Raw genomic sequence first — 22,076 nt, 5'->3', positions numbered from 1 at the left:
GCCCTGAGGCAGGGAGCAACGTGTGCTATTGATTATTTCCTGCAGGAGCCCGGCCGTTCCTAGGCCTTTCTTTAGTCCTGAGAAAAAGGTAATTCATGGGTTTTGACAAAGGGAAGGAATTATCCGAGTTTTTAAATGGTAGGCACTCTGAAGGCCGCCTGCTTAATAAGCTTGCACATCGGCAATACTTACAAATCGATACCGCTCTGAACCTATAAGGGCAGGATAAGAGAAACCGCTCCTTAGTGCGCAACGCCATCTCCGGGCTTGATGATTGGATCTGCTTCAGGGGCACCACCCCTGCAATGCGTAAGTCAACAGGACCGGTTGCACAGGATAACCTGGCATTCATGATTGGTAGCAGTGACATCTGCTCTATCAGGCAAGCTCACCAAGCGCTAAAACAAATTACGCCAAGCGACACCACCGGTAAGTGATGCCGCTTGGCGTAAAAACAGGCACCTGCTTCCCGAATCAGGCTGTCCTGTTCAGTAACAGGTATGATTACCTGATAAGCACTACTTTCCTATGGACGGATGCCCCTCCCGACGTGGCCAGCCGCAGGATGTACACTCCCGACTTCTGCTCCGCGGCATGCCATTCGTGGATATACCTACCCGCCTCTTTTTCCCCGTCAAAGAGGGTTGCCACCTCCAGGCCCTGTTCGTTGAACACCTTCAGGCTGGCGTGGTCCCGCTTGGTCAATTCGAACTGCAGGGTCACTTTATCGGTGAAGGGATTGGGATTGGCGCTTAGGCTATTTTCTCCGTTCTCAGGGGGTTCTGCCAACCTGTTTATGCTGGTGGAGGCTGATATAGTTTGGTTCGTTCCCGTGCTTCCCACCTTCACGATCCAGAAGTCGGCCAACCCCTGGCTGGGCTGTGTCCGGTCCCCGCTTGCCCCCGAAGAGGAGAGCCCCCCCAAGAGGAAGCCCCCGTCGGAGGTCTGCAGCACAGCCCTTAACTCATCGGCCGCAGTGCCCCCGTACCGATGGTCCCACTGCTTGAGTCCGGTGCCCCCCATCTTCACTACCCAGTAGTCCGTTAAACCCCGGCTTGCCTCAGTCTTCTCTCCGCTGATAAGGGAGGAAGAGGAACCAGCCAGCAGGAAGCCCCCATCCGTGGTCCCGGTTAGGGAACGCAGCTCGTCATCGGCAACTCCGCCGAACCCCTTGTCCCAAAGTTTGTCACCCGCGGCGTTTATCCTCACCGCCCAGAAGTCACTGCCTCCCCGGCTGGCTAGCGTCTTGTCTCCGCTCACTGAGGAGTGGGATAGGCCACCCAGCAGGAAGCCCCCGTCGGTTGTCAGGGCCATGGAGTGCAGCTCGTCGGCGGCTGATCCCCCGAAGCGCCGGTCCCACAGCTTGGTGCCTGCGTCCGTGACCTTAACGATCCAATAGTCGGTAAGCCCCTGGCTGGCCTGCTTCCGGTCCCCGGTGATGCCGGAGGCGGATAGGCCGCCCAACAGGAAGCCACCGTCGGCAGTCAGGGAAACGGAACGAAGCTCATCGTTAGCCGAGCCCCCAAAGCGTTTGTTCCAAAGTTTGGTGCCCGTGCTGTTGATCTTGATGATCCAGTAGTCGATGCCGCCCCGGCTCACCTCGGTCTTGTCGCTCCCCGAGCCCGAGAGGGAATTGCCCCCAAGAAGGAAGCCTCCGTCGCTGGTTGGGGTAAGGGTCCGAAGCTCATCGTCGGCGGAGCCCCCGAAGCGGCGGTCCCACTGCTTCACCCCGGTGCCCCCGATCTTCACGACCCAGAAGTCCGTCAGCCCCCGGCTCGCCTCCGTCTTGTCCCCGCTGATCCCTGAGGCCGAGCGGCCGCCCAAAAGGAAACCGCCATCACTTGTCGCCAGGATAGCATGGAGCTGCTCATCGGCGGTGCCCCCGTAGCGCCTTTCCCACAGCTTGATTCCGACACTGCTCACCTTCACGACCCAGAAATCGGTGCCGCCCCGGCCTGCCTCCGATTTGTCTCCGCTTATGGGCGAGGCGGAGGTTCCCCCCAGCAGGTACCCGCCGTCGCTGGTCTTCACCATGGCAGTGAGGTTGTCATCGGCCGAGCCCCCGAACCGGTAGTTCCACTGGGTGCCGGAGACAATCGGGGCATACACTTTGACTTGAACAGATTCCGATACCGAGGAGGCCCCCAGATTATCGGTAGCCTTAGCCGTGAACCAATAGGATCCTTCCGGCACTCCGCTCCACTGGAACGTGTACGGGGTACTCAAGTCTTCCCCCAGCTTCGTGGAGTCGTTGAAAAACTCGACCTTGGTGATGCTGCCATCCGGGTCCGCGGCAGTAGCGGCGAGGTTGATAGTGGCCGGAGCAGTAAAAAATGACTGGTTTGACGGAGAGGAAAGTACGACAGAAGGAAGGGCAGTCGCCACTGTGATGGTGTAATCCTCCGCCTCCCCGTAAGCGAACTCGTCACAGGCCGCCACGTCGTACAACGGGTTGTCGTACCGGCACCGTACCCGCATCCGGACCTGACCCAAAGCAGCAGTGGAAGGAATTGTGAAAGTGCCGCTGAACACACTTATCGAGGAAGTCGGCGACTCATACACATACTCACCGGCGTCATCAAAGTCCCGATCATTGTTGTAGTCTATCCACACTGCGAAGTACTGGGCATATTCCGCCCCTGCCTGCATGCTGACGGAATAACTCTGGCCCCTGTTCACGGTGGTGGTAAGGGTTCCCGTGGGAGCGTACTCGATATACCCCGCGCTTCCGTTGCTGCAGCCTGACCCGTTGTTCACCAGGGTATTGAAGCTGAAGTTGTTGATATAATCATTACTCGAGCAGCCATCGGTGTACAAGTTAGAAGCGCAGTAATCTGGAAGGTTTACCGTTACAGTGATGGGAGAAGAGGTGATTTGAGCCCCTAGGTTATCGGTTGCTTTGGCTGTGAGGGAGTAGGACCCTGGAGCTACCCCATCCCATCCGTAGGAATAAGGGGCCATCAGGTCCTCGCCGATCTTGGTGGTTCCCTGGTAAAACTCCACCTTGGTAATGGTGCCATCAACATCACTGGCGGTGGCGTTGAGCGGTATAGTGGCTGGTGCCGTGAAAGTGGTTCCATTTAAGGACAATGTAAGGCTAACCACGGGTGGTTGATTGATCCCAGTTGACGTTATCTTCACAGCCCAGAAGTCTGCCATCCCCTGACTTGATTGGGTCCGGTCACCTCCTATTCCCGAGCCTGAGAGCCCCGTCAATACGTAACCTTCGTCTGAGGTCTGCAAAACGGTCCTGAGCTCATCGTCAGCCGCCCCCCCGAACCGCCGATCCCATTGCTTGCTCCCGACCCCGGTAACCTTAACTGCCCAATAGTCGCTGCCTCCCCGGCTTTCCTCACTCTTGCCTCCGCCTACGCCCGAGGCTGAGGTGCCGGCCAGCAGATATCCGCCGTCGCTGGACAGGGCCACGGACCGCAGTTCGTCGTTGGCCGTTCCACCGTAGCCTTTGTCCCACAGCTTGTCACCCCCACTTCCCATCTTCAAGAGCCAGAAGTCACTTCCCCCTTGGCTGGCCTGCGACTTGTCCCCACTTATACCAGAGAAGGACCGTCCGCCTAGCAGGTAACCACCTTCCGGGGTAATGGCAAGGGAGTAAAGCTCATCATCGACTGAGCCCCCGAAACGTCTGTCCCATTGCTTGGTACCCGATCCGTTCATCTTTACTACCCAGTAATCAGTGCCGCCCTGACTAGCCTGCTTTCTGTCACCAGTAATACCAGAAGCGGAGGTGCCCGCTAAAAGAAAGGTCCCGTCTAGAGCTTCCACCACCGAGGACAGCACATCATTGGCGGAACCCCCAAAGCGCTTGTTCCAAAGCTTGGTGCCGGTGCTGTTTATCTTAACTGCCCAGTAGTCTGCTCCCCCGCGGCTGACCTCCATTTTATCGCCGCCTGCCCCTGAGAAAGATGTGCCCGCCAGTAGGTACCCTCCATCAGTTGTCTTAGTCAGGGCGCGAAGCTCATCGTCGGCCGAGCCCCCGAAGCGGCGGTCCCACTGCTTGCTCCCGGTATTTCCAATTTTCACAACCCAGAAGTCCCTGCCCCCGCGACCGACCTCGGTCTTGTCGCCGCTGATGCCAGAAGAGGAGTACCCACCCAGAAGATAGCCTCCGTCTGAGGTCTCGATCAGGGAGTTGAGTTCTTCGTCCGCGGAGCCCCCGAACCGCCGATCCCATAGCTTCACGCCTGCGCTGCTCACCTTCACTACCCAGAAGTCCCTGCCCCCACGGCCGGACTCAGTCATGTCACCGCTTATTGGGGAAGAGGAAGTCCCCCCAAGTATATACCCCCCGTCAGAGGTCCTCAAGGTGACACTGTGGTTGTCGCTTCCTGAGCCCCCGAAAGCGTAATTCCACTGGGTGCCCGCGAGGCTGGTTGGCTTTACCGAAACTGGAACAGGAACCGAGGTTACAGTATTGCCTGAGTTGTCGGTAGCCTTGGCGCTAAGGATATAGGAACCGGGGGCTACCCCATCCCAGTCGTAGTAATAAGGGGTTGTCAGGTCCTCCCCAAGCTTGGTGGTTCCCTGGAAAAACTCCACCTTGGCAATGGTGCCATCTGCATCCGTGGCAGCGGCGGAGATGGCAATTGTTGCAGGTCCAGAGAACGTGCCTCCAGCGGAGGGTGAAGTCAGGGCAACCATCAAACTGGATTGAACCTGCATTTTTATGGTGTGGCTTTGCTCACATATGCCATTTGACACAGTTAGTTTTGCTGTATGTGTGCCCACACTTTTATATGTATAGGTTGTATTCCCTCTAGTATTGCTATCTGATATGCCGTCTCCGTTGAAATCCCAGCTGTAGACTGCATCAGGGACGACATTCGTGGAATGATCCGTGAATGAGGTGACAGAATTCAATACGGCGGGAGTGGCAGTGAAGGAAACGACGGGGTTCACGCAGGTAGCGGGGAATGGCCCAGGAATTTCTTCAGCCGGGCACGCCAACTCCTGGTTGAATTCTAAAGCACAATTACAGTTGTAAACCTTATCGTCTTTCCCGAGGGCAATGATACCGTTGATCGCCTTAGCCCCTATTATCCCTTGCACCTCTACAGGGTAGGCAAAGCGGTATTGGGGATTCTTCCCAGACCACCAAGGAGGCAGGTCGGTTCCAGCGAGACTGAAGTAGCCCCACCCATATACCTTATCATCTAGCCCTATTGCTGTACCGCCCCAAGCGGTTGCCGAAATAGCCTTTGCTCCTGAAAATAATGGCCTCAGGCTTGCGTCACTGTCCTGGAAAGACCCTAGCTCAGGTTGTGCCCCGTCCCCCCACGTGAAAACAACGCCGCCCATGTCTAAGGCAAGTGAAAAAAAGCTTCCACAGTCAATGGCCTTCACTTTTCCCAATCCCGGGACCGGCACTGGTTTCAAAATTTCGATTTGCCCATCGCTGCTTAATTGGCCGTAACCATCACTTCCCCAACCGTAGACCATGTCATCAGCCCCAATCGCGAGAGAGTGATAATAACCGGCGGCAATGGCTTTTACCCCGGTCAGCCCAGGTACTTGAATGGGTACGGCAGAAGGCTCGTGGGTACCGGTGCCTAATTGGCCATGAGCGTTATCGCCCCAAGCGTAAACAGTTCCATCTGCCGCAAGCGCAAGTGAATGGTAGGAAGGCCCTTCATAATACATTGAATAATATGCTCCCCCTTCAGCGACACTTAACACCTTCTTGCCGATCTTTGTCTCTATGGCCGCAACATCCAAGGGGGTATAGTTTGAACCGCCACTTACAACCCGTATCCCTATTCTGCTTTTGTACATCTTTGGAATTGTGGTGCGTAAAACATTAGTGTAAGAATATCTCTCCGAAGCCATTTCTTTCGCAAATAGCAAGTTATGAGCCAGCATCCCCCAGAACATACTAATAAACAAACCTGCCTTAAGCAGAATAGGGCAAGTCCATCTCTTGTTTTTCCTTAGAAGAAAAAAACCGTATAAAGTTGCAGTGCTATAGAGTTTTCCCATTACTTAACATTATTAGATTTTATATTTAATATTATGAATATTATTTGATCAAGTTATAAAATTGCGTATTATAGTAAAATTAATTATTGATATATTTAAATTTATTTTAATTTTTTTTCAGCCTCTGCCTTCCTTCATCTATTTTTATGATAGGCCTTATACCAATGATCACTACTTGCTTAATATGGGGAAAAGAACTACTTCTATTCCGATATGGCATCTAATCTTTACCATACCTTTCTAATCTGCGTTCCAGACAGTTCCTTATCCCTCACCTCCCAAAGGCGCCGCATCTCATCACAAGTACCGTCCCCCCATAGGTCATCTCGTAGGATTCCGGCCGGGATGGCTTTCCTTCCACCACTACCCGGATGTAACCCTTTTCTAGCAAGGCGTTAATTGGAATAGTATAAACTGGGCAGGAAATAGGCACCGGAAAGATAGGCGTCCACCTTGGAGGCTGTGAAGGGGTGCTTGGCCAGGGAGAGCCGCTGGCAGGCGCACAGCACCTCCCAGTCACGCTGCCAAAGCCCTGTCTTCTTCTTGAGTTCCTTGAGGATACGATGCTGCACGGTCAGGATGCTGGAGATGTCCGAGGCGGGGATGCTCATGCGTTATAGGGGATGTAAAAGGGTGGGATCCGGGGGTGGCTGGTACAGACACATGTATCACCAACCTGATATAGACTACCAGCCTATACCTGAAGATACGAAATTTCACGGAGACTTCAGGGAGATAGTGTCAGGTCTAACCTAATCCTTACGATTACTCGCTAACTCTACACTCACTCAAGAATGATCCGGCATCTATCCCCCAGTAATCAACGATCGTTGCTATATTCCCAATTGTTTTCTTGCAAATGGCCATCGTATTTTCGAAGGGAAGGGCAGATCGAGCGGCCTCTTGGGCGTAAGCCAATGACTTTCCCCTATCCACCGCATAGTTAAGGTAAAACCCACTCATGTTTTTGGCGATCACCGCCAGTTGGGGCAGGAAGGCCTGCGGAGCCTGCCCGGCAAGCTCTCTGCAGTTATTGATGGCAGACAATCCTGCTTTTTCGGCTTCAATTAGGTTAAATTCCCCAATAAAAAGACGCATCTGGCCCAAAAGGGTGGTAACCAAGAGTGGCAGGTGTGTCTGCCGGTTGCGGCTTACCAGCTCTTGGCACGCCTCTATCGCCGAATCGAAAATCAGCCTTGCCGGCTCGAATTTCCTATGGTCTGTCAATAAGTTGCCGAGGTTGACTAGAGTTCCCGCCATATTTGACATTAGGCTAGGTATTGCATCCATGTATTGGACGTATAGGTCTATTGCCTCCCTGAAAGCCTCGTCTGCCTTTCCGGGCTCCCCTTTTGATACAAACAGCAAGCCTAGCCCATTAAGGGTCTCGGCTACCCTTGGCAGGTAGGTATCCGGGGCATTAGCGGCTAGTTCCCTCCTTATTTCTAGCGATTTCCTGTAGGACCGCTCCGCTTCCGGCAGCTTCCCATTCTCCTCTAGGAAATTCCCGTAGTTATTGAGCGACTCAGCCAATCTTGGCAAAAGTTCTTGGTTTTCCTTTGCGAGGTCCTCCCGAACGTCTAGAGCCTCCCTATAGGCTAACTCTGCTTCATCGGGTTGGTTGTTTTTAACCAGCAGGTTCCCCAAGTTGTTTAGGGTATCCCCGATTTTGGGGCAGTAAGCACTAGGGTCTGATTTCGCCAGCTCCCTTAATTGCTCCAGAGCCTCCTGGTATAGGGCCCTCGCCTCGTTAAGTTCATTATGCTCCTGCAGGAATAGGGCGAAGTCGAAGAGGTTTTTGCTGTTCCTCTCCGCGGACAGGGACTTTCTATACAATTCCTTTGCCTTCTGGAATCGGTTGGGAAGCTTGAAGTCCAAGTTCGTGAGTTGGGCTTTGATGAGGAACTCGCTTGCCTTGTCCCGCAGCAGCTTCGCATTGCCTTCCTTCCTCTGCCTTAGCCTTTCCTGTTCTTCCAACAAAGCATCCAGTTCGCTGACCATTTTCCTTTCCTCCAAGACCTCGCTTGCCTTTCGGAAGTCTCCGGCTTCAACGTAGGACATAGCCAACATCAGACGTTCGGTGGAACGTGCCATGCTGAAGCTCTCGGCTAGTTTAATCACCTCTCTCTTTAGTGCGGCTAGCTCTTCTTCAGCAGCGGTACGCCTCTCCTCAAGCCTATGCAATTCCTCCTTGAAACTCCCGTCTGTTGAGTATTTTGCAATTCTTTCCCTTGTTATCTGGCATTGTTTATCCAATTGCGCTAACTCTGCCTCAAGCTCCTTATATATGCCGGCTTCCTTAAGGTTGATGACCGTGTTTCCGTCCCCGATGATGGCAGACACTCCGGCATAGATGGGGGCGTTGGCGACGTTCTTGCTGAAGTTGGTTTCCATAACCATCAGCCGTTGTTGTCGCCCAAGGTGACGTTGCCGCCTGCTTTGATTGGTGCGGTGCTGACGTTCTTGGATTGGTTTACTACCGTGTACTGAGAGGAACCTGCCTCTTTTCTCCTGATCGCCTCGGCGATATATTGCACCCATTCCTCGGCGTGGGGTTCCGCCCTTAGCCCCTTCCTGATCGCCAGTACCGCAGACTCTTTGTTGAGTTCATCATCCGGGTTATTCTGCAGGTCTTCCAACTCCTGCTTCGGGCTACCGTCCCTTTTGAAGAAAATAGATTTCAACCAGGAGACGCCCTCCTTGGCAAATTCCTCTGTGGCTGTGTCAAAGGCTTTGTCGAAGGCTTTCCCTGCCAGATAGTTGACGATCATTATGACAGCTCCTGTCGTGATGGGTTCCATAGGATAAGATTTGTTATAGGTATTTTGATTTACATTCTCGGACAAAGCATACAGCTGAGTCTGCCGGATCCGACTGCAATTGATCCTGATTCAGCTCCCGACCAAGAAAGAGAGCTTCCAAGACATAGCTCAATCCCCGAGCGCATTGAATATAGCAATTAAGAGGCGTGATTTATAATTTGGCCGGTGAGTTTCTGTGTCAAAAAAAGTATTTCCCAGAAGAAGCCCCAACAGGCGCAATGCAGCTATAAAATTTTACCTCCAGTTTGTATCACCATAAGCTATAGCTATTTAAGATACAATTTCAGTCTAAGTTTAACATATAATTCTATATAAGCTTGCATTCAGCTTCTGAGAGATTGGGTGCTTTATCTTAGGGTCAGAAAGAAGGAGAAGAGCCAACAAAGGTAGAACAGTTGACAGCCTGAGGTTTGACATTAGCCCATGTCTTAGTAGCTTGGCTTTTCCGTTTGTTCAGTAACCAAAAACAGGTTCTATGTGCGGCCGTTACTCAGTAATCCCCAAGAAGAAGAAAGCCGTAGCCGGGCAGAAAGGCTCCGTAGCGGAGGTGTTGGCCAAGTACCAGAAAGAGGCCCGCTACAACGCCGCCCCTACCCAGCTCCTGCCGGTGATCACCAGCCAGGAACCCGATAAGGTGCAGCACTTCTCCTGGGGGCTGCTGCCCAGCTGGGCTAGGGAAAAGGAGCTTGGCTTGAGGCCCATCAACGCCCGTATGGAAACCATCCTGGAGAAGCCCTCCTTCAGGAAGCTCATTGGAAGCAAACGGTGCCTCATTCCGGCGGACTCGTTCTATGAGTGGAAGAGGGTGGGCAAGACCAAGACCCCTTACCGCATACTGCTGAGGAATGAGCAGCTGTTCACGTTCGCGGGTCTTTGGGACGCGTGGGTTGACCGCAGTACGGGCGAGGTGCTGCACACCTTCACCGTCATCACCACGGAACCCAACGAATTGATGGCAGGCATTCACAACCGCATGCCGGTCATCCTGCACCCCGAGGAGGAGCGCATCTGGCTCTCAGGCACCGATGACATCAAACTGCTGGCCGAACTGCTCAAGCCCTACCCGGACGAGGAGATGAAAGCCTACCCGGTCTCCACTCTGGTGAACTCACCAAAGAACGATACTCCGGAGATTCTGCAGCCGATGGCCTGGCAGGGAGGCTTGTTCGGGTAAGGAGTCCATCTTAGACACCTGCCTCAGGTCTCCACCAGAAACGTCTTCAGGCCCGCGAACCCAGCGCCGGGCGCATTCCCCAGCACCAGGGCCGTAATCCTTCTATCCCCTATACGGTAGACCCGTATCCCTGAAAGCTGGCTCTCCAGGAACGCCTTCAGCTCCCGGAAACCCTGCGCCTGCTTTTTTTCCTCCTCCAACGCATCCTCCGGCTCGCGTACCATGTGGCGCAGGAACCAGTCCAAGTCCACTACCTCGGCCTTCGTGCCCTCCGGCTGACCGGACAGAGCCACGGCTTCTTCCAAGGTGAGTTCATTCTGCTGCGCTGGGAAAGAGACCGGCTCCAGCGGCGCGTCCGTCTCGCTCCTATAGAACAGTCCTTCGGAAAGCCTGCGCAGCTCTTCCAATAATCCCCGGGTATCGTTGTTCTCCATTTCTTAGGTATCAGTATATGAAATTTCTAGAGAGAGGTGAGGCCATTGTCCACCTTCGCCTCCAGCACTCTCTGCAGCTGCTGTGGCAGGGCCGATAGCAGGTCGTAGCCGGTAGCCTTCTCGATGGCATCCACGCTCGTGCGGTAGGTGCCCCACTGCGGGCTGGCGGAGTTGCTGTTGGGCGTGTCCACGGCGATCACCCTGGTGCCGGTTGTTATGCGCTCCAAGTCATTCTCCCCTTGAGGCAGGACCACCAGCACCTTCCAGATGCGGGCCGGTACGGTCACCCGCCCGTTGTCCACGGTCACGGCCGGTCCGTTGGCCCCGGTGCCGCCCCGGCCGTAGCTGCCCATGACCACATACACCTCCATGCCTTCCCGCGCCAGGTCCCGGGTGTAGGCCTCCAGGTTTCCCCACGTGTCCTGGTTGTTCCTGGGTGCCTGGGGGATGATGTTGGTCATCAGAAAGGTGGCCGAGTTGTCCTCCTCCGTCCGGGTCCGGTCGGCGGAAGGTGCGTTGTGCCCCCGGTCGAAGCCGCTGCCCTGAAAGCTGGAGGCCCTGACGCGGTACCAGCCCTCGGGCAGGTCGGTATCCGTCCGGAAATCATCTACCTGCCGGGGGGAGGTGCCGAGCCAGTAGGGACTCACGTGCCAGCTCACCCAGTTGGGCGTGGCCCGGGCTCGGCTGTAGGAAAGCGCATACTGGGGGCGCATGATGAGGTAGTCGTCCTCGTCCCCAATCTCGGCGGTGGCCCCGCTCGGGTTGCCCAGCAGAAGCTGCTCATCCGCCAGGGTAAGCGATTTGGTGGGGACTACTTCTGTTTCCTTACAAGCGAAAGTAAGGACTGTAAGAAACAGTATGCTGAGGTTTCGGTACCTGCGGAGTAGGGGTATATGCATCTGAAAGGTTTTAGGCTCTAACCCAGGAACGATGGGCAGGGCCTATTGTTTTGCTGCCTGATAAAAGCAGGTGCTTACCTAGCCTTTATAAGGTCATCCAGCCGCGTGGTGTAGCAGGGGGAGACATTGCCGCTCTGCATCTGCCATTTGCCTTCCGTACCCTGCACCCCGTATTTGACTTTGCCGTGCCCAAACTTCTCCCTCAGGGTGTCCAGGGCCTGCATCAGACCGTTGTCCCGCTCCCTGGTACCGGCCGAGAAGATGCTTTCCTGGATTTGGCCTGCGGGGCAGATGCCGGTGACGATGATGCCGGTCTTCTTGTAGCGGAAGCCTTTCCGGAAGATAGCCCTGAGCGCCTCCAGGGCGGCGGGCATAATCACCAGTTCGCTGGCGCTGGGGCTGTCCAGCTTCACCGTCCGGCTGTTGAAGTACATCTGGCCTGCCTGCCCGAAGCGGCTGGTCTCCAGGAACACGGTGAGCGCGGCGGCGCAGGACTTCTGCTTCCTGAGTTTGGTGGCGCACCGCACCGCATGCGTGGCCAATGCCTCCTCAATATCAGAAAGATCTGTCAATGGTTGGCCAAATGATCTTGACGTACAGATGTTCTGCTTTGAGGGCGGAATCATCTCCAAGTCAACACAGGCCTCGCCGCGCAACTCTTTCACCGTACGCAGACCCACGATGGTCAGGTGCTTCTTCACGAAACTGTCAGTCTTCTGCGTGAGGTCATAGGCCGTGTGTACCCCATACATTGCCAGTTTCTTGGCGTAGCGCCTACCCACGCCCCAAACGTCTCCTATCTCGGTAGCCTTCAGTGCCGCCTCAATGTGCGCCGGTTCGGTGAGCACCAATACGCCATTAGCCTTGCTGGATTTCTTAGCCAGTCGGTTGGCCAGCTTGGCCAGTGTCTTGGTTGCTGCAACCCCGACCGCTACGGGTATGCCCGTGGCCCTGGGCACCCGTTCCCAGATGGCCCTCGCATGCCGGTGGATGTCCACGTGCAGGAAGTTGCCCAAGTCCAGGAAACTTTCGTCTATGGAGTAAACCTCCACCTTGGGCGAGTACTCGGAGAGGATAAGCACCACGCGCCTGCTCATATCGCCGTAGAGTTCGTAGTTGCTGGAGAACACGTGCACGCCGTCTTTTTCCAATAAATCCCTGATTTCAAATAGGGGCGTGCCCATCTTGATGCCGAGCGCCTTCGCCTCATTGCTGCGGGCGATCACACAGCCGTCATTGTTGCTGAGCACAACGATGGGCTTCTCCGCCAAGTCAGGCTTGAAGAGCCGCTCGCAGGACGCGTAGAAATTGTTGCAATCAACAAGGGCGAAAAGGGAGGTCATGGGCTTAGAACTTGCGGTGAATACCCACAACAACACCCCATATCTTCCCAGCTTCCGCTGATTCAATCCTGATGGGTGGGTACTTAGGGTTTTCCGAGACCAGGTAGGCCGCGTCTTTCCGGATGTCCAGTCTTTTGATGGTATAGCCTCCGTCCACGAAAGCCAGCACCACCATGCCGCTGCTGGCCCTAAGGTCAATGTTTACGATAGCCAAGTCCCCCGGCATGATGTGCGCCCCGATCATGGAGTCTCCCTCCACCTTCACCAGGAAAGTGGAGCTGGGGTGATTGGAGGCATAGGTGTTCAGGTCGATGGGCTCGGCCGAGTAGTCCGTCGCGGGACTGGGGAACCCGGCCTGCACGGTGGTGGTGAAAAGGGGCAAAGAATTGCCTTGGTCAATGATTACAAGGAACCGCTGTTCTTCAATCGGGTGTAGTGGGATTATCGCTGCTTCCATTCTGCCTCTGCTTGTTTTGTCGCATTTTACGAACAATATTAGCAAAACAGATATATAAATCTAAAAAATTTAGCATGTATAGAAGCAATGAACAGCCTAATGTGCTATAGAATCGAATTTTATAAGAATGGTAGCGGATAGCGCAGAGTACGATTTTCGAGGTGAGCAGCATGCCTGCTTTACATAAGAGGCATTATAGACCTACAAGGTTAGTGCTGGGAAGTATGCCCATTTGCAATGGTGAGCTTTCCTAACCAAGAGGGACACTAATCCCTCCCCGGTTGCGTTCCTTATGCGACGGGTCCCTGAATACGCCCTCTCCGGAGTACCGCACACCGTTACGAAGGGAAGAACTGTCATCACATCATTCGCCCGTCCATCTTTCGCCCGATTCATTGCGGCAAGTCCGGTATCAATGGTTCCATCAACTTCCATGGCTATTGGACAGGCCATGGCCTTTATTTTCGCACATAAGCCAGAACCCGTGAAATACACTCCATTTATCGCCCTTTATATTTTTGTGGGGGCCTCCTGTGACACCGTTACGACGGCTGCCACCGAGGCGGCATCCAAGGCCGCCAAAGACGCTGTCAATACTGAGTTCGAACGGCATACCGGGATCGATTCGGTATCCACCAGGATCGGCTCCCTGGACACCCTCAACGTGGAGGAAACCATCAAACAGGAAGTGAGCCGCGAAGTAGAAAAGCAGGCAGAGGAAATTCTGCGTTGAAGGGTGGAGTGGCGGTCTCTGGTAAGCCCTGCTTCCGGAGTCGGTTTACCGGAGGAGCTGTGTCACCGGTTTTCCTTCCCGTAGCAGGTCCATCAAGGGACGATCCTTCCTTCGCGTGAAAACAAACGGACCTCCCGAAATCCGACCTACCCGGTCAGACCCAAAGCGGTTCCTTTGGGGAAACACACCCCCTCCTTTCCAATTCAAGCGCCATACTGTCAAACCCCGTTGCCATTCCATGAGGGTACGGCTTTTCTTTGTCCCTGCCCCACGCGGGCATATAGCTAACTAACAGGTACCGGCAGCCGAACGGGGCGTTGGGCTTACCCCGGGTATGGGCCGGACCTGGGGTGCCGGGGCAGATCAGCGTGTGACTTGTGCAAGGGAGTCCAAGGGCAATCCCGAACAAGGGAGCAGGGTTGTGGTTGGAATTTAGGTTTGGCCGGGAAAGCGGATGTTCCTGTTCTATTCCTGGGCGGTCTCCAGGAACCAGCGAAGGCAGTGGAAGGCAATCCGGCGGGCTTTTGCGTGCTGGTGTGTCCGGGCGAGGGCCAGTGCCTCCAGAAGGATTACCTGGGCGTGGACCAGGAACTGGTTGTCCTGGCTGGATGCCTCCAGGATTCCCAGGATATCCTGCGCGTACCTCAGCAGGCTCCTTATCTGTTGTTGGTGCAGTTTCTCTGCGGTATGCAGTAGGGCAAGCGTTCGGCGTACCTTGGCCAACTCCTCCAGGCATGCCTCCCCCGGCGTGGGGTGACCCCGGGCTTGGGTGAACAGACGCGTGGGCAGGAGGGTTGTGGGGGCGGTGGGTGGCATGCGTTCTCAAAAACGCTGTTATCCCGTGGGCCGCTCTCATCCTTATAACTAAGGGCGGTGGGGATTGGTTGCCCGGCGGCAGGAATAGGGTATTTCCCCCCGGAGCCATGGTTTTAAAACCGAGGTAAGGCCGGGGACCGATGGCTGCCTTCTGGGTAGGGTATCCCCCGTCTGGGGAGGGCCTCAGCGCGTCAGCGGGAAATCATAGGGAGCCTTCCCACTCGCCCGTGTGCCTCATGCTCTCCAGGTACGCGTGCAGGTTGCTTTGGGCGGTCTGGAGGGCTTCCCCGGGCCTGAGATTGTAGGCGAGCATCATCGCCTCCAACAGGCCTACCTCCGCGGCAATCAGCGGAGGGTGACCCCGGTGCGATATCTCCAACAGGCCCAACTGGACCTGTGCTTCCCTCACCAGTATCCCGATCTGCCCAAGGCGCGGGTTCTCTTTGAGGGCGAGTACCGCCAATTTGCCATTCACTTCTCCCAACTTCTGGAAGAGCATCTCGACGGGGGGGATTTGGGCCATTCTTTTCCGGAGCGATAGGTTGACAGGGGTATGCTGAGGGGATGAAAGGAAGAAACTACAGGGGAGCAAATGGGGAACCGAGAAACCCCTGGAAAGATTCCCTGCCTGTTACCTGGTTGTGAATGGTGCGATCTTGGCGTGTTTCAGTGCCTTTAGGGGGTTTCCAATCTCAAAGGGTTTCCGCCGCAGCCCATTGTTGAGAGGAGCCATGGCCACCGTGCGGGTGCTGGGGTACCCGGTCGAGCCAAAGGCGATTCCACCCGGAGATAGACCCCCCGCACCAAAAGTATAAAGCCCGGATAGGTAGGACCCTCCCTTCAAATACAAGCCACGGGCACATACGCCATTTGATTTCTTGGCTCCCATGCGCATCCAGCGTGCTGTTGCGGGAGCTGCCGGCCTCCTTTCCCTACCAAATCTTGTTTCTCCCCCGCGCCAACCCTCTACGGCCGTATCGCAGGCCAGCCGAGGCAAGGCAACCATAGGGAAAGGATTCAGTAAACAGGACGAATCAAGCCCAGGAACCTATGGACAAAATCCGCTCGGCAGACAGCATCAACTCCTTCTTCGTAAACCAGGTAAAGGACTACGCTATCTTCGCCACCGACACCAAAGGCATCATCACCGCCTGGAACATCGGGGCTGAGCGGCTGAAAGGCTACTCCGAAGAGGAGATCGTGGGCCAGTTTTACGGCATCCTGCACCCGGACGAGTACCAGCGGGCCGGTTACCCCGAGAAGGAACTGCGGAAAGCCCTGGAAGACGGCTCTTATGAGAACGAGGACTGGCGGAGGAAGAAAGACGGTTCCCTGTTCTGGGCCAACGTGACCCTCACCTCCATCTTTGATGGAGGCGGCCGGCACATCGGCTTCACCAAAATCACGGGGGACCTTACCAAGCAGAAGGAACTGCAGGATAAACTGGCCGAGCGGCAGCAGGATGCCCTGGAGCGCAAGAACAATGAACTCCAGAGGACGAACAAGGACCTGGACAACCTCATCTACACGGCCTCGCATGACCTGCGGTCCCCTATCACCAACATAGAGGCGCTGGTGCTGTACCTGGAGGAGAGACTGCAGGAATCAAACTCCCTCACCGGGGAAACGCGTGAGGTCTTAGGCAGGATCGCAGAATCCATCCATCGGTTTAAGCATACCATCGAGGATCTGTCGGAGATCAGCAAACTCCAGAAAACCTCTGCCGAGGAGGAGATAGACGGGGTGGTCACCAATATTAAAGAGGTGTACGAAGACATCATGGCAGACCTGGAGTACCCCACCAAACGGAAAACCTGCTTCATCCAGACCGATTTCGAGGTGTCCCAGCTCAACTTCTCCAGGAAGAACTTCCGGAGCATCCTCTACAACCTCCTCAGCAACGCCATCAAATACAAGGCCCCCGACCGTGACTGTATCATCCACGTAACCACCCGGCTGGAGGAGCCTTATGTGGAATTACGGGTAAAGGACAACGGCCTCGGGATAAACGCCAAGCAACAGAAGCAGTTGTACGGCATGTTCCGGCGCTTCCATGACCACGTGGAGGGTACCGGCATAGGGCTTTTCATGGTGAAACGGATAGTGGACAACGCAGACGGGAAGATCGAGGTGGAAAGCAAAGAAGGGGAAGGCACCGAGTTCAAGGTGTACCTTCAGGCAGCCATGTAGCCCTCCCCCATAACAGGCCTGGGCTGTGCAGGCAGGCACCGGTGAGATCCCCTGCAAGCAAAACGGCAAACAGATGCCCTCCCTCTGACACACCCCCGAGCCTTCTGCCAGGAAGCCCCCTTTAGGGCTTTCCCTGAGTCGGTTCCTTTCTTTATGCCCGGGCAAGATATTCAGGGAATGCGGTTCAGAGAAAGAAGCAACGAGGGTTTGGCGCAGATCCTCACCAAGGTAGGCAAACCAGACAAGGCTCCTCAGCAAGGAGGCCCTTTCCGGTTGGCTGCCCAATCCTTTCCCCAGGCTTACCCGGAGAGGGAAAGGCATCCGCTCGGGCAGGGCTGGCCTACTCCTTGGGCAGTTCGATGTAGAAAGTGGAGCCTTTGCCCTCCTCGCTTTCGAAGCGGATGGTGCCTCCGTGCCACTCCACGATGGTCTTGATGATGGACATGCCCAGGCCCGTGGTCGGCTCCCCCCGCAGCCCCGGCCTCCGGGCCCGGGTGAACTTCTCGAACAGCTCGCCCTGGAACTTCTCCGGGATGCCGACGCCGTCGTCCTGGACCGTGATCAGCACGGAGCCGTCCCGCTCGGTGAGGTCGATGGCGATCACCCCGTCGTCCTCGGTGAACTTGATGGCGTTGGAGAAGAGGTTGTTGACCACCTGCGAGAACTTGTACTCGTCCACCTGGGCGTAGAACTTGTCGGCCGAGGAGGTGAACCGGACCTCCTTCTGGATGTGTCCATCGCCCTCGCGGTACTGCTCTGGTAAGTGGCGCTTGCCACGCGAGGTGCGGGGCCGTACTAAGCCTCCTTCCTCTCCACTAGGAAACGCTCCGAGCGGAAGGCGTGCAGCCCGTGCTGGCAGGCCGAGAAGAAGGAATCGAACTTGCCGTAGGCCTTCCCGTCCTTGGTGAGGAGGTAGGCGGCGGAGGTAGCCACCAGGCTCTTTTCAAGCCCTGCGGTTCGGTTAGTCTTTTTCATGTCTTTGGGGGTGGTTTGTCCAGAATACGTGCATGTGGTAAATACGGTTCACTGGTAAAAACGGGAAGGGAGGAAAACCACCCGTGGGATGGACAGGAGGTTTGCCGAACGGAAAGGTAACGCCAACCGTGAATGGGGGATTTCCAGTATATACCGAGGGCGGGTGCTGGCCCCGCCGGTGCGCTGAAAATCCTTGCTGGGCTATAACCTGCTGGGGGAAATACGCGGATCCCTTTCCCTACCCCAGAGGTATGCTGCTGAAATAACCCATTGGGCAGCTCCCGCCCCCAAAACAAACCGGTATTGTTACGGGTTAACACCTTTAACCTTAATTCCGTTAAGGAGACCTTACTTACTTTACAGATGGCCAAGATACCAGAAGACGCAGGCAACGTTACAAAACTCAAAGAGTTGAACGAGGAGTTGGAGAACTACTTCAACAACACCATCATCCCGCAGCTCTTCGTGGACGCCGACATGGTCCTGCGCAAGTTCACCCCCGCGGCCATGACCCACTTCAGGCTCTCGGACAGCGACGTGGGCCGGCACATCGAGGAGGTGTCCCACAACATCCGCTTCCCGACCATCATCGAGAACATCCGGGAGGTGATCGAGAGCAACGAAAGCCTGGAGAAGGAGATCCAGACCACCGACAAGGTATGGTACCAGATGAACATCCTGCCCTACATCGTCCGGAGGGAGAACAGGGCCAACGGGGTCATCATCACCTTCGTGGACATCAACGACCGCATCCAGATCCTGAAGGGGTACGAGCGGCTCAACAGGAACCACGAGGTCGTCATCCACGCCCTCTACCATGACATCAAGGGCCCCGTGTCCAACATCGAGGCGCTGGTGAAGATAGTGGAGGAGATCATGACCGAGAAGACCAGCACGGACGAGGACGCAAGGTCGGTCCTGGAACAGCTCACCCTTTCCGTGGCCAAGCTAAGGGAGACGGTGGAGGACCTGGTGGACATCGGGGAGACGGAGCTGGACTTCGCCAAGGCCCCGGAGCGGGTGAACTTCGGGAACGTCATCGAGGACGCTACCCTCTCCCTGAAGGAGAAGATAACCGAGACCAATGCGAGGGTCACCTCGGACATCAACGAGGTAGAGATCGGCATCTCCCGGAAAACGATAAGAAGCATCATCTATAACCTGGTCAGCAACGCCATCAAGTACAAATCATCGGACAGGGCACCCGAGATACGCATCAGGACCGAGCGGACCGATGGCACCGTCCTGCTTACCGTCAGCGACAACGGGCTGGGGATAGAGGAAGGCAAGAAGGAGGCGATCTTCACCCGCTACACCCGGCTGCGGGACGACGTGGAGGGAACCGGCATCGGCCTGTTCATCGTCAAGAACATGGTGGAGGACACGGGGGGCAGGATCGAGGTGGACAGCACCGTGGGGGAAGGCTCCACCTTCCGGGTGTATTTCAGGCAGGACCACACGCTGGGTTGAGGATGCCCTGCCAGGTACCGGGCGAGGGAGGTGTCCCTGTTCAGCTGATCCCGCCTATGGAAGGCAGCCGCTGACAAGGCTTCCCGGATAATTCAGGCCTTCCGGTAGCCCATTGGTTTCCCGGCAGCGGGAGGGTCCCCACCCTTTCGCCGGAAGGGCCCGGAGGAGGAATGGAACCATTGGTGGCGCCGTCTTTGTCTACCTGTCACCCCGGTCAAGCACCGGGGTGACAGGTATTCAGCATTGGCAAGGTGTCACTGTTCCGACCCCTTTTTTTTAATATCGTTAAGTTGGCCAAAAGAATATTGCTCGTGGATGATGACAGCTCCTACCTCTTCATACTGAAACATAGGATCGCAAGGATAGATGCCTCGGTGCGGATGGTGACCGCCGCAAACGGTGCCGAGGCATTGGGGATCCTGGAGGGTGACGCCCTCCGCAAGGAAATGCCCGACATCATCATCACAGACATTGAGATGCCCGTCATGGGCGGCATCGCCTTCACCAGGGAGGCCGCCAGGCTGGGTCTGGTGGATTTCAGCCGGACCAGGGTAATCCTCAACAGCCAGGGTTCCCGCTACGGCAGCATTGACTGGGGGACTGACCATCCTGGGGCGGCCTTTTTCCCCAAGCCCCTGACCGAGGAATGCCTCAGAGGTATTTTCGGCTGAGAGCCGCCTTGACCGGCCAGCCCTGTGGCCTTGAGGCTTTACTGTTTGCTGATTGCCTCCGGAATAAAGACCCATTTCCCCGGCGTGGCGGCCACTAGTCGATTCTCCCGGGATAGTTGTCCAAGATACGCTTATCGATCAGGTCCGTGCTGCACAGCAGGACTTCCCCTTCAGCACTTTCCCATCGGCGATCTTCCTTCTGCAGATGTAGTTGGCGTTGATGTTGTAGGTGAGGATCTCCGTGTTGTTCCTGGCGTTCACCACGAAGTACTTGTCCCTCTCGTCGATGGTGACGATGTAGAAGGGGCCGCCCACCGCCTGCTTGAGTTCGTCCTCGCTGAACTCCTGTGTCTTGGGGTAGTATGGCTAGAAAGTGTCGTCAGATTTGTAAAGAATGCTCTCCACCCGAAAAAAACCGCTGCTTATAAATTTGCCTGCGAGGTGCGGACCACCCTCAGCTTGAGCGCCGAGGAACTGGCGCCCCACCTGATGTCCCTCTGGGAGGGGGAACTCATCCTTGTCTCCGCCCACCGGGACTGCGGGTCAGCGACACACAGCGGGGTCTCGCGGGTGAAGGGGCTGGCCGCAAAAGGAAACCGCACACCATTTGGGGGGCGTGCGGCCAATCCGGTCCCCCTCAGAGCGCGAGCGGATAAGGGGCTTAACTAACACTTATGAAAACGGTAACCTATTATTAAGTCATACCCCTGGGCGTGCGCCAGGTTTCAGAGACGGCTGATTTACCGTGTTTTAACCTGGTAATTAGGTATTTACCAGGGGTAGTCCGCTTATCTTACCAGGTATCTTCCCACACCGTGAAATCCTCCGAGCAGAACCGGTTCAGGGCGTACCTGTAAGCCTCGTAGAAAGAGCCGAAGCCCTCCACCCTGACCTCGCCCCTGGAGACGTAGTACTGCCCAGCCCCATTTAGGGGACGGCGTCTCTGGCCCGTCTCCTGGGCGTCTTCGCGGGCAGCGGTCGGCATGGCGAGCATAAAGTTTCATCGGTTCAAAGGTATTTTTACATCACCGGCGCGGTTTGGTTTCAGCCAGAGCCTGCGATTCCGTAGAATCACGGCTTTTTCCAGTATTTCCCTGCCTGCAGGCGGGTAAGCCGATTTCCGTCTGCGGGAGATGCTACTTCGCCTCCCCTATGCCTGGCCTTCCGTGCTCTCCAGGAACCGCTCTGAACCGATCGCGATCCCATCCGCAGAGCCACCCCCCCCTCCAGGTAATAAGAGGACCGCATACGTGGGTATCACTGATTTTTTGTTTTAGTTAAACGGGCCTGTCGTAAGGCAAGTAGTCAGTCCCTTGAAGGGCCGGGGGCAAGGGTAATCCGGTTGCAGCTTACTTTCTCGAAACCTGCAGCCCTTCGACGGAACCCCCCCTTTCCTAGGACGTTGATTACGCGGCGGCAGGCCGCGTAATAGGTGGGGAACGGGCCGAGGATCTCGCCGTCTACGGTTAGGAGGTGGGTTCCGTAGGGCAGGGATCCGGGCAGACTCTCTTTGGGGAGGCTGATGTCTGGGCGTGATAACTCATGGGCAATGGGGGAAGCGGTAGGCGCCTAGGGAAGTTATTCTTTCCTGGTAATAAAATTGGAGGCTACCCACCAACGGGAATGGGGCGCTGAAGGTACCGGGCGGGAACCTGCCTCATTGAACCTTGTGCCTGGCCGTGGCCCTTTACTTCCGGAAGGTCAATTAAAGGGAGGCGGGCTGTTGGGAAGACGCCACCGGGCAAAGCTGCCCGTGGGGTTCGGCATGGATCTGATCAAAACCCGGCTCCACCGACAGGCCCAGGTGGGTAGCGTCATCTCTGCTCAGGAGCAGGGCAACTGCATTCGCAGAGGAGGTCAATCGGTTTGTCGACACTCCTATGGGGTCCCACAATTCCTTGCCAAGGCAGATACCATCAAGTGGCTTCGATCTGAACACAGACGACTTCAGCCAATCAACCTAAGAAATGGCACAATTTCAGCGCTCGTATTCCTTGGCAAGTTGACCATTATTGCTTATTGGCTATAATACAAGGCTTTTCAGGAAAACATGCAATACAGCACACCTGCAAAATTTTGTAATTTTGCAGGACTAAAT

The 22,076-nt window shown here is 55.7% G+C and carries 20 protein-coding genes; 5 read left to right on the top strand and 15 right to left on the bottom strand.

Annotated elements, in window-relative coordinates:
- Positions 1 to 504: 504 nt before the first annotated feature.
- The 4 genes from EFB08_RS17475 to EFB08_RS23590 form a co-directional block, all read right to left on the bottom strand.
- A complete protein-coding gene (locus EFB08_RS17475; RefSeq protein WP_165864955.1) occupies positions 505 to 5,790 on the bottom strand; it encodes an Ig-like domain-containing protein in 5,286 nt (1,761 codons plus the stop codon).
- A 599-nt stretch (positions 5,791 to 6,389) separates the two neighbouring features.
- Positions 6,390 to 6,605, bottom strand: coding sequence for a hypothetical protein (locus tag EFB08_RS17470; protein WP_123128253.1), 216 nt, complete (start codon positions 6,603 to 6,605; stop codon positions 6,390 to 6,392).
- 154 nt (positions 6,606 to 6,759) lie between these two features.
- Positions 6,760 to 8,388, bottom strand: a complete 1,629-nt coding sequence (locus tag EFB08_RS17465; RefSeq protein ID WP_165864954.1) for a tetratricopeptide repeat protein — start codon at positions 8,386 to 8,388, stop codon at positions 6,760 to 6,762.
- Positions 8,389 to 8,393: 5 nt separating this feature from the next.
- Positions 8,394 to 8,795, bottom strand: coding sequence for a hypothetical protein (locus EFB08_RS23590; RefSeq protein WP_165864953.1), 402 nt, complete (start codon positions 8,793 to 8,795; stop codon positions 8,394 to 8,396).
- A gap of 496 nt (positions 8,796 to 9,291) precedes the next feature.
- Here EFB08_RS23590 and EFB08_RS17460 point away from each other — a divergent pair, with 496 nt between their 5' ends.
- Complete coding sequence (locus EFB08_RS17460; protein ID WP_123128251.1) at positions 9,292 to 9,990, top strand: SOS response-associated peptidase; 699 nt, start codon at positions 9,292 to 9,294, stop codon at positions 9,988 to 9,990.
- Between the two features lie 23 nt (positions 9,991 to 10,013).
- Here the strand turns inward: EFB08_RS17460 and EFB08_RS17455 are convergent, their stop codons facing one another.
- The 4 genes from EFB08_RS17455 to EFB08_RS17440 form a co-directional block, all read right to left on the bottom strand.
- Positions 10,014 to 10,424: a nuclease A inhibitor family protein gene (locus tag EFB08_RS17455; protein ID WP_123128250.1), complete on the bottom strand. Its 411-nt coding sequence runs from the start codon at positions 10,422 to 10,424 to the stop codon at positions 10,014 to 10,016.
- A 26-nt stretch (positions 10,425 to 10,450) separates the two neighbouring features.
- Positions 10,451 to 11,323: a DNA/RNA non-specific endonuclease gene (locus tag EFB08_RS17450; RefSeq protein ID WP_123128249.1), complete on the bottom strand. Its 873-nt coding sequence runs from the start codon at positions 11,321 to 11,323 to the stop codon at positions 10,451 to 10,453.
- A gap of 74 nt (positions 11,324 to 11,397) precedes the next feature.
- Positions 11,398 to 12,666 carry a Y-family DNA polymerase gene (locus tag EFB08_RS17445; protein WP_123128248.1) on the bottom strand — a complete coding sequence of 423 codons (1,269 nt, stop codon included), beginning with the start codon at positions 12,664 to 12,666 and terminating at the stop codon, positions 11,398 to 11,400.
- A gap of 4 nt (positions 12,667 to 12,670) precedes the next feature.
- On the bottom strand, positions 12,671 to 13,123 hold the full coding sequence (locus tag EFB08_RS17440) for a LexA family protein (RefSeq protein ID WP_123128247.1): 453 nt from the start codon (positions 13,121 to 13,123) through the stop codon (positions 12,671 to 12,673).
- Between the two features lie 292 nt (positions 13,124 to 13,415).
- Here EFB08_RS17440 and EFB08_RS17430 point away from each other — a divergent pair, with 292 nt between their 5' ends.
- The gene (locus EFB08_RS17430; RefSeq protein ID WP_125077778.1) at positions 13,416 to 13,856 is read left to right on the top strand and encodes a hypothetical protein; all 441 of its coding nucleotides are present in this window, start codon (positions 13,416 to 13,418) and stop codon (positions 13,854 to 13,856) included.
- A gap of 465 nt (positions 13,857 to 14,321) precedes the next feature.
- On the opposite strand, the gene EFB08_RS17425 is transcribed toward EFB08_RS17430, so the two are convergent.
- Together EFB08_RS17425 and EFB08_RS17420 are read right to left on the bottom strand one after the other, a co-directional pair.
- On the bottom strand, positions 14,322 to 14,672 hold the full coding sequence (locus tag EFB08_RS17425; RefSeq protein ID WP_123128244.1) for a hypothetical protein: 351 nt from the start codon (positions 14,670 to 14,672) through the stop codon (positions 14,322 to 14,324).
- 202 nt (positions 14,673 to 14,874) lie between these two features.
- On the bottom strand, positions 14,875 to 15,195 hold the full coding sequence (locus tag EFB08_RS17420) for a hypothetical protein (protein ID WP_123128243.1): 321 nt from the start codon (positions 15,193 to 15,195) through the stop codon (positions 14,875 to 14,877).
- A gap of 527 nt (positions 15,196 to 15,722) precedes the next feature.
- On the opposite strand from EFB08_RS17420, the gene EFB08_RS17410 reads away from it, so the two are divergent.
- A complete protein-coding gene (locus EFB08_RS17410; protein ID WP_123128241.1) occupies positions 15,723 to 16,862 on the top strand; it encodes a sensor histidine kinase in 1,140 nt (379 codons plus the stop codon).
- 340 nt (positions 16,863 to 17,202) lie between these two features.
- Here the strand turns inward: EFB08_RS17410 and EFB08_RS17405 are convergent, their stop codons facing one another.
- Both EFB08_RS17405 and EFB08_RS17400 read right to left on the bottom strand, forming a co-directional pair.
- Complete coding sequence (locus EFB08_RS17405) at positions 17,203 to 17,541, bottom strand: sensor histidine kinase (RefSeq protein WP_227006387.1); 339 nt, start codon at positions 17,539 to 17,541, stop codon at positions 17,203 to 17,205.
- A 116-nt stretch (positions 17,542 to 17,657) separates the two neighbouring features.
- Entirely contained in the window at positions 17,658 to 17,837 is a 180-nt protein-coding gene (locus EFB08_RS17400) for a hypothetical protein (protein WP_123128239.1), read from the bottom strand.
- A gap of 363 nt (positions 17,838 to 18,200) precedes the next feature.
- On the opposite strand from EFB08_RS17400, the gene EFB08_RS17395 reads away from it, so the two are divergent.
- Both EFB08_RS17395 and EFB08_RS17390 read left to right on the top strand, forming a co-directional pair.
- Entirely contained in the window at positions 18,201 to 19,307 is a 1,107-nt protein-coding gene (locus EFB08_RS17395; protein ID WP_123128238.1) for a sensor histidine kinase, read from the top strand.
- Positions 19,308 to 19,597: 290 nt separating this feature from the next.
- A complete protein-coding gene (locus EFB08_RS17390) occupies positions 19,598 to 19,978 on the top strand; it encodes a response regulator (protein ID WP_165864952.1) in 381 nt (126 codons plus the stop codon).
- Between the two features lie 138 nt (positions 19,979 to 20,116).
- Here the strand turns inward: EFB08_RS17390 and EFB08_RS23585 are convergent, their stop codons facing one another.
- The 3 genes from EFB08_RS23585 to EFB08_RS23580 form a co-directional block, all read right to left on the bottom strand.
- Positions 20,117 to 20,293 carry a hypothetical protein gene (locus EFB08_RS23585; protein ID WP_165864951.1) on the bottom strand — a complete coding sequence of 59 codons (177 nt, stop codon included), beginning with the start codon at positions 20,291 to 20,293 and terminating at the stop codon, positions 20,117 to 20,119.
- Between the two features lie 478 nt (positions 20,294 to 20,771).
- Positions 20,772 to 20,972 carry a hypothetical protein gene (locus EFB08_RS17380; protein ID WP_123128235.1) on the bottom strand — a complete coding sequence of 67 codons (201 nt, stop codon included), beginning with the start codon at positions 20,970 to 20,972 and terminating at the stop codon, positions 20,772 to 20,774.
- Between the two features lie 711 nt (positions 20,973 to 21,683).
- Positions 21,684 to 21,839 (bottom strand): hypothetical protein, encoded by a 156-nt coding sequence (locus tag EFB08_RS23580; RefSeq protein ID WP_165864950.1) that lies wholly within the window; start codon positions 21,837 to 21,839, stop codon positions 21,684 to 21,686.
- Positions 21,840 to 22,076: the final 237 nt, after the last annotated feature.

It is taken from the genome of Rufibacter latericius (assembly GCF_003721515.1).
In the GTDB taxonomy this organism is placed as follows: Bacteria; Bacteroidota; Bacteroidia; order Cytophagales; family Hymenobacteraceae; genus Nibribacter; species Nibribacter latericius.
The sequence above is the reverse complement of the archived record's forward strand: the minus strand, read 5'-3'. Positions and strand labels throughout refer to the sequence as shown.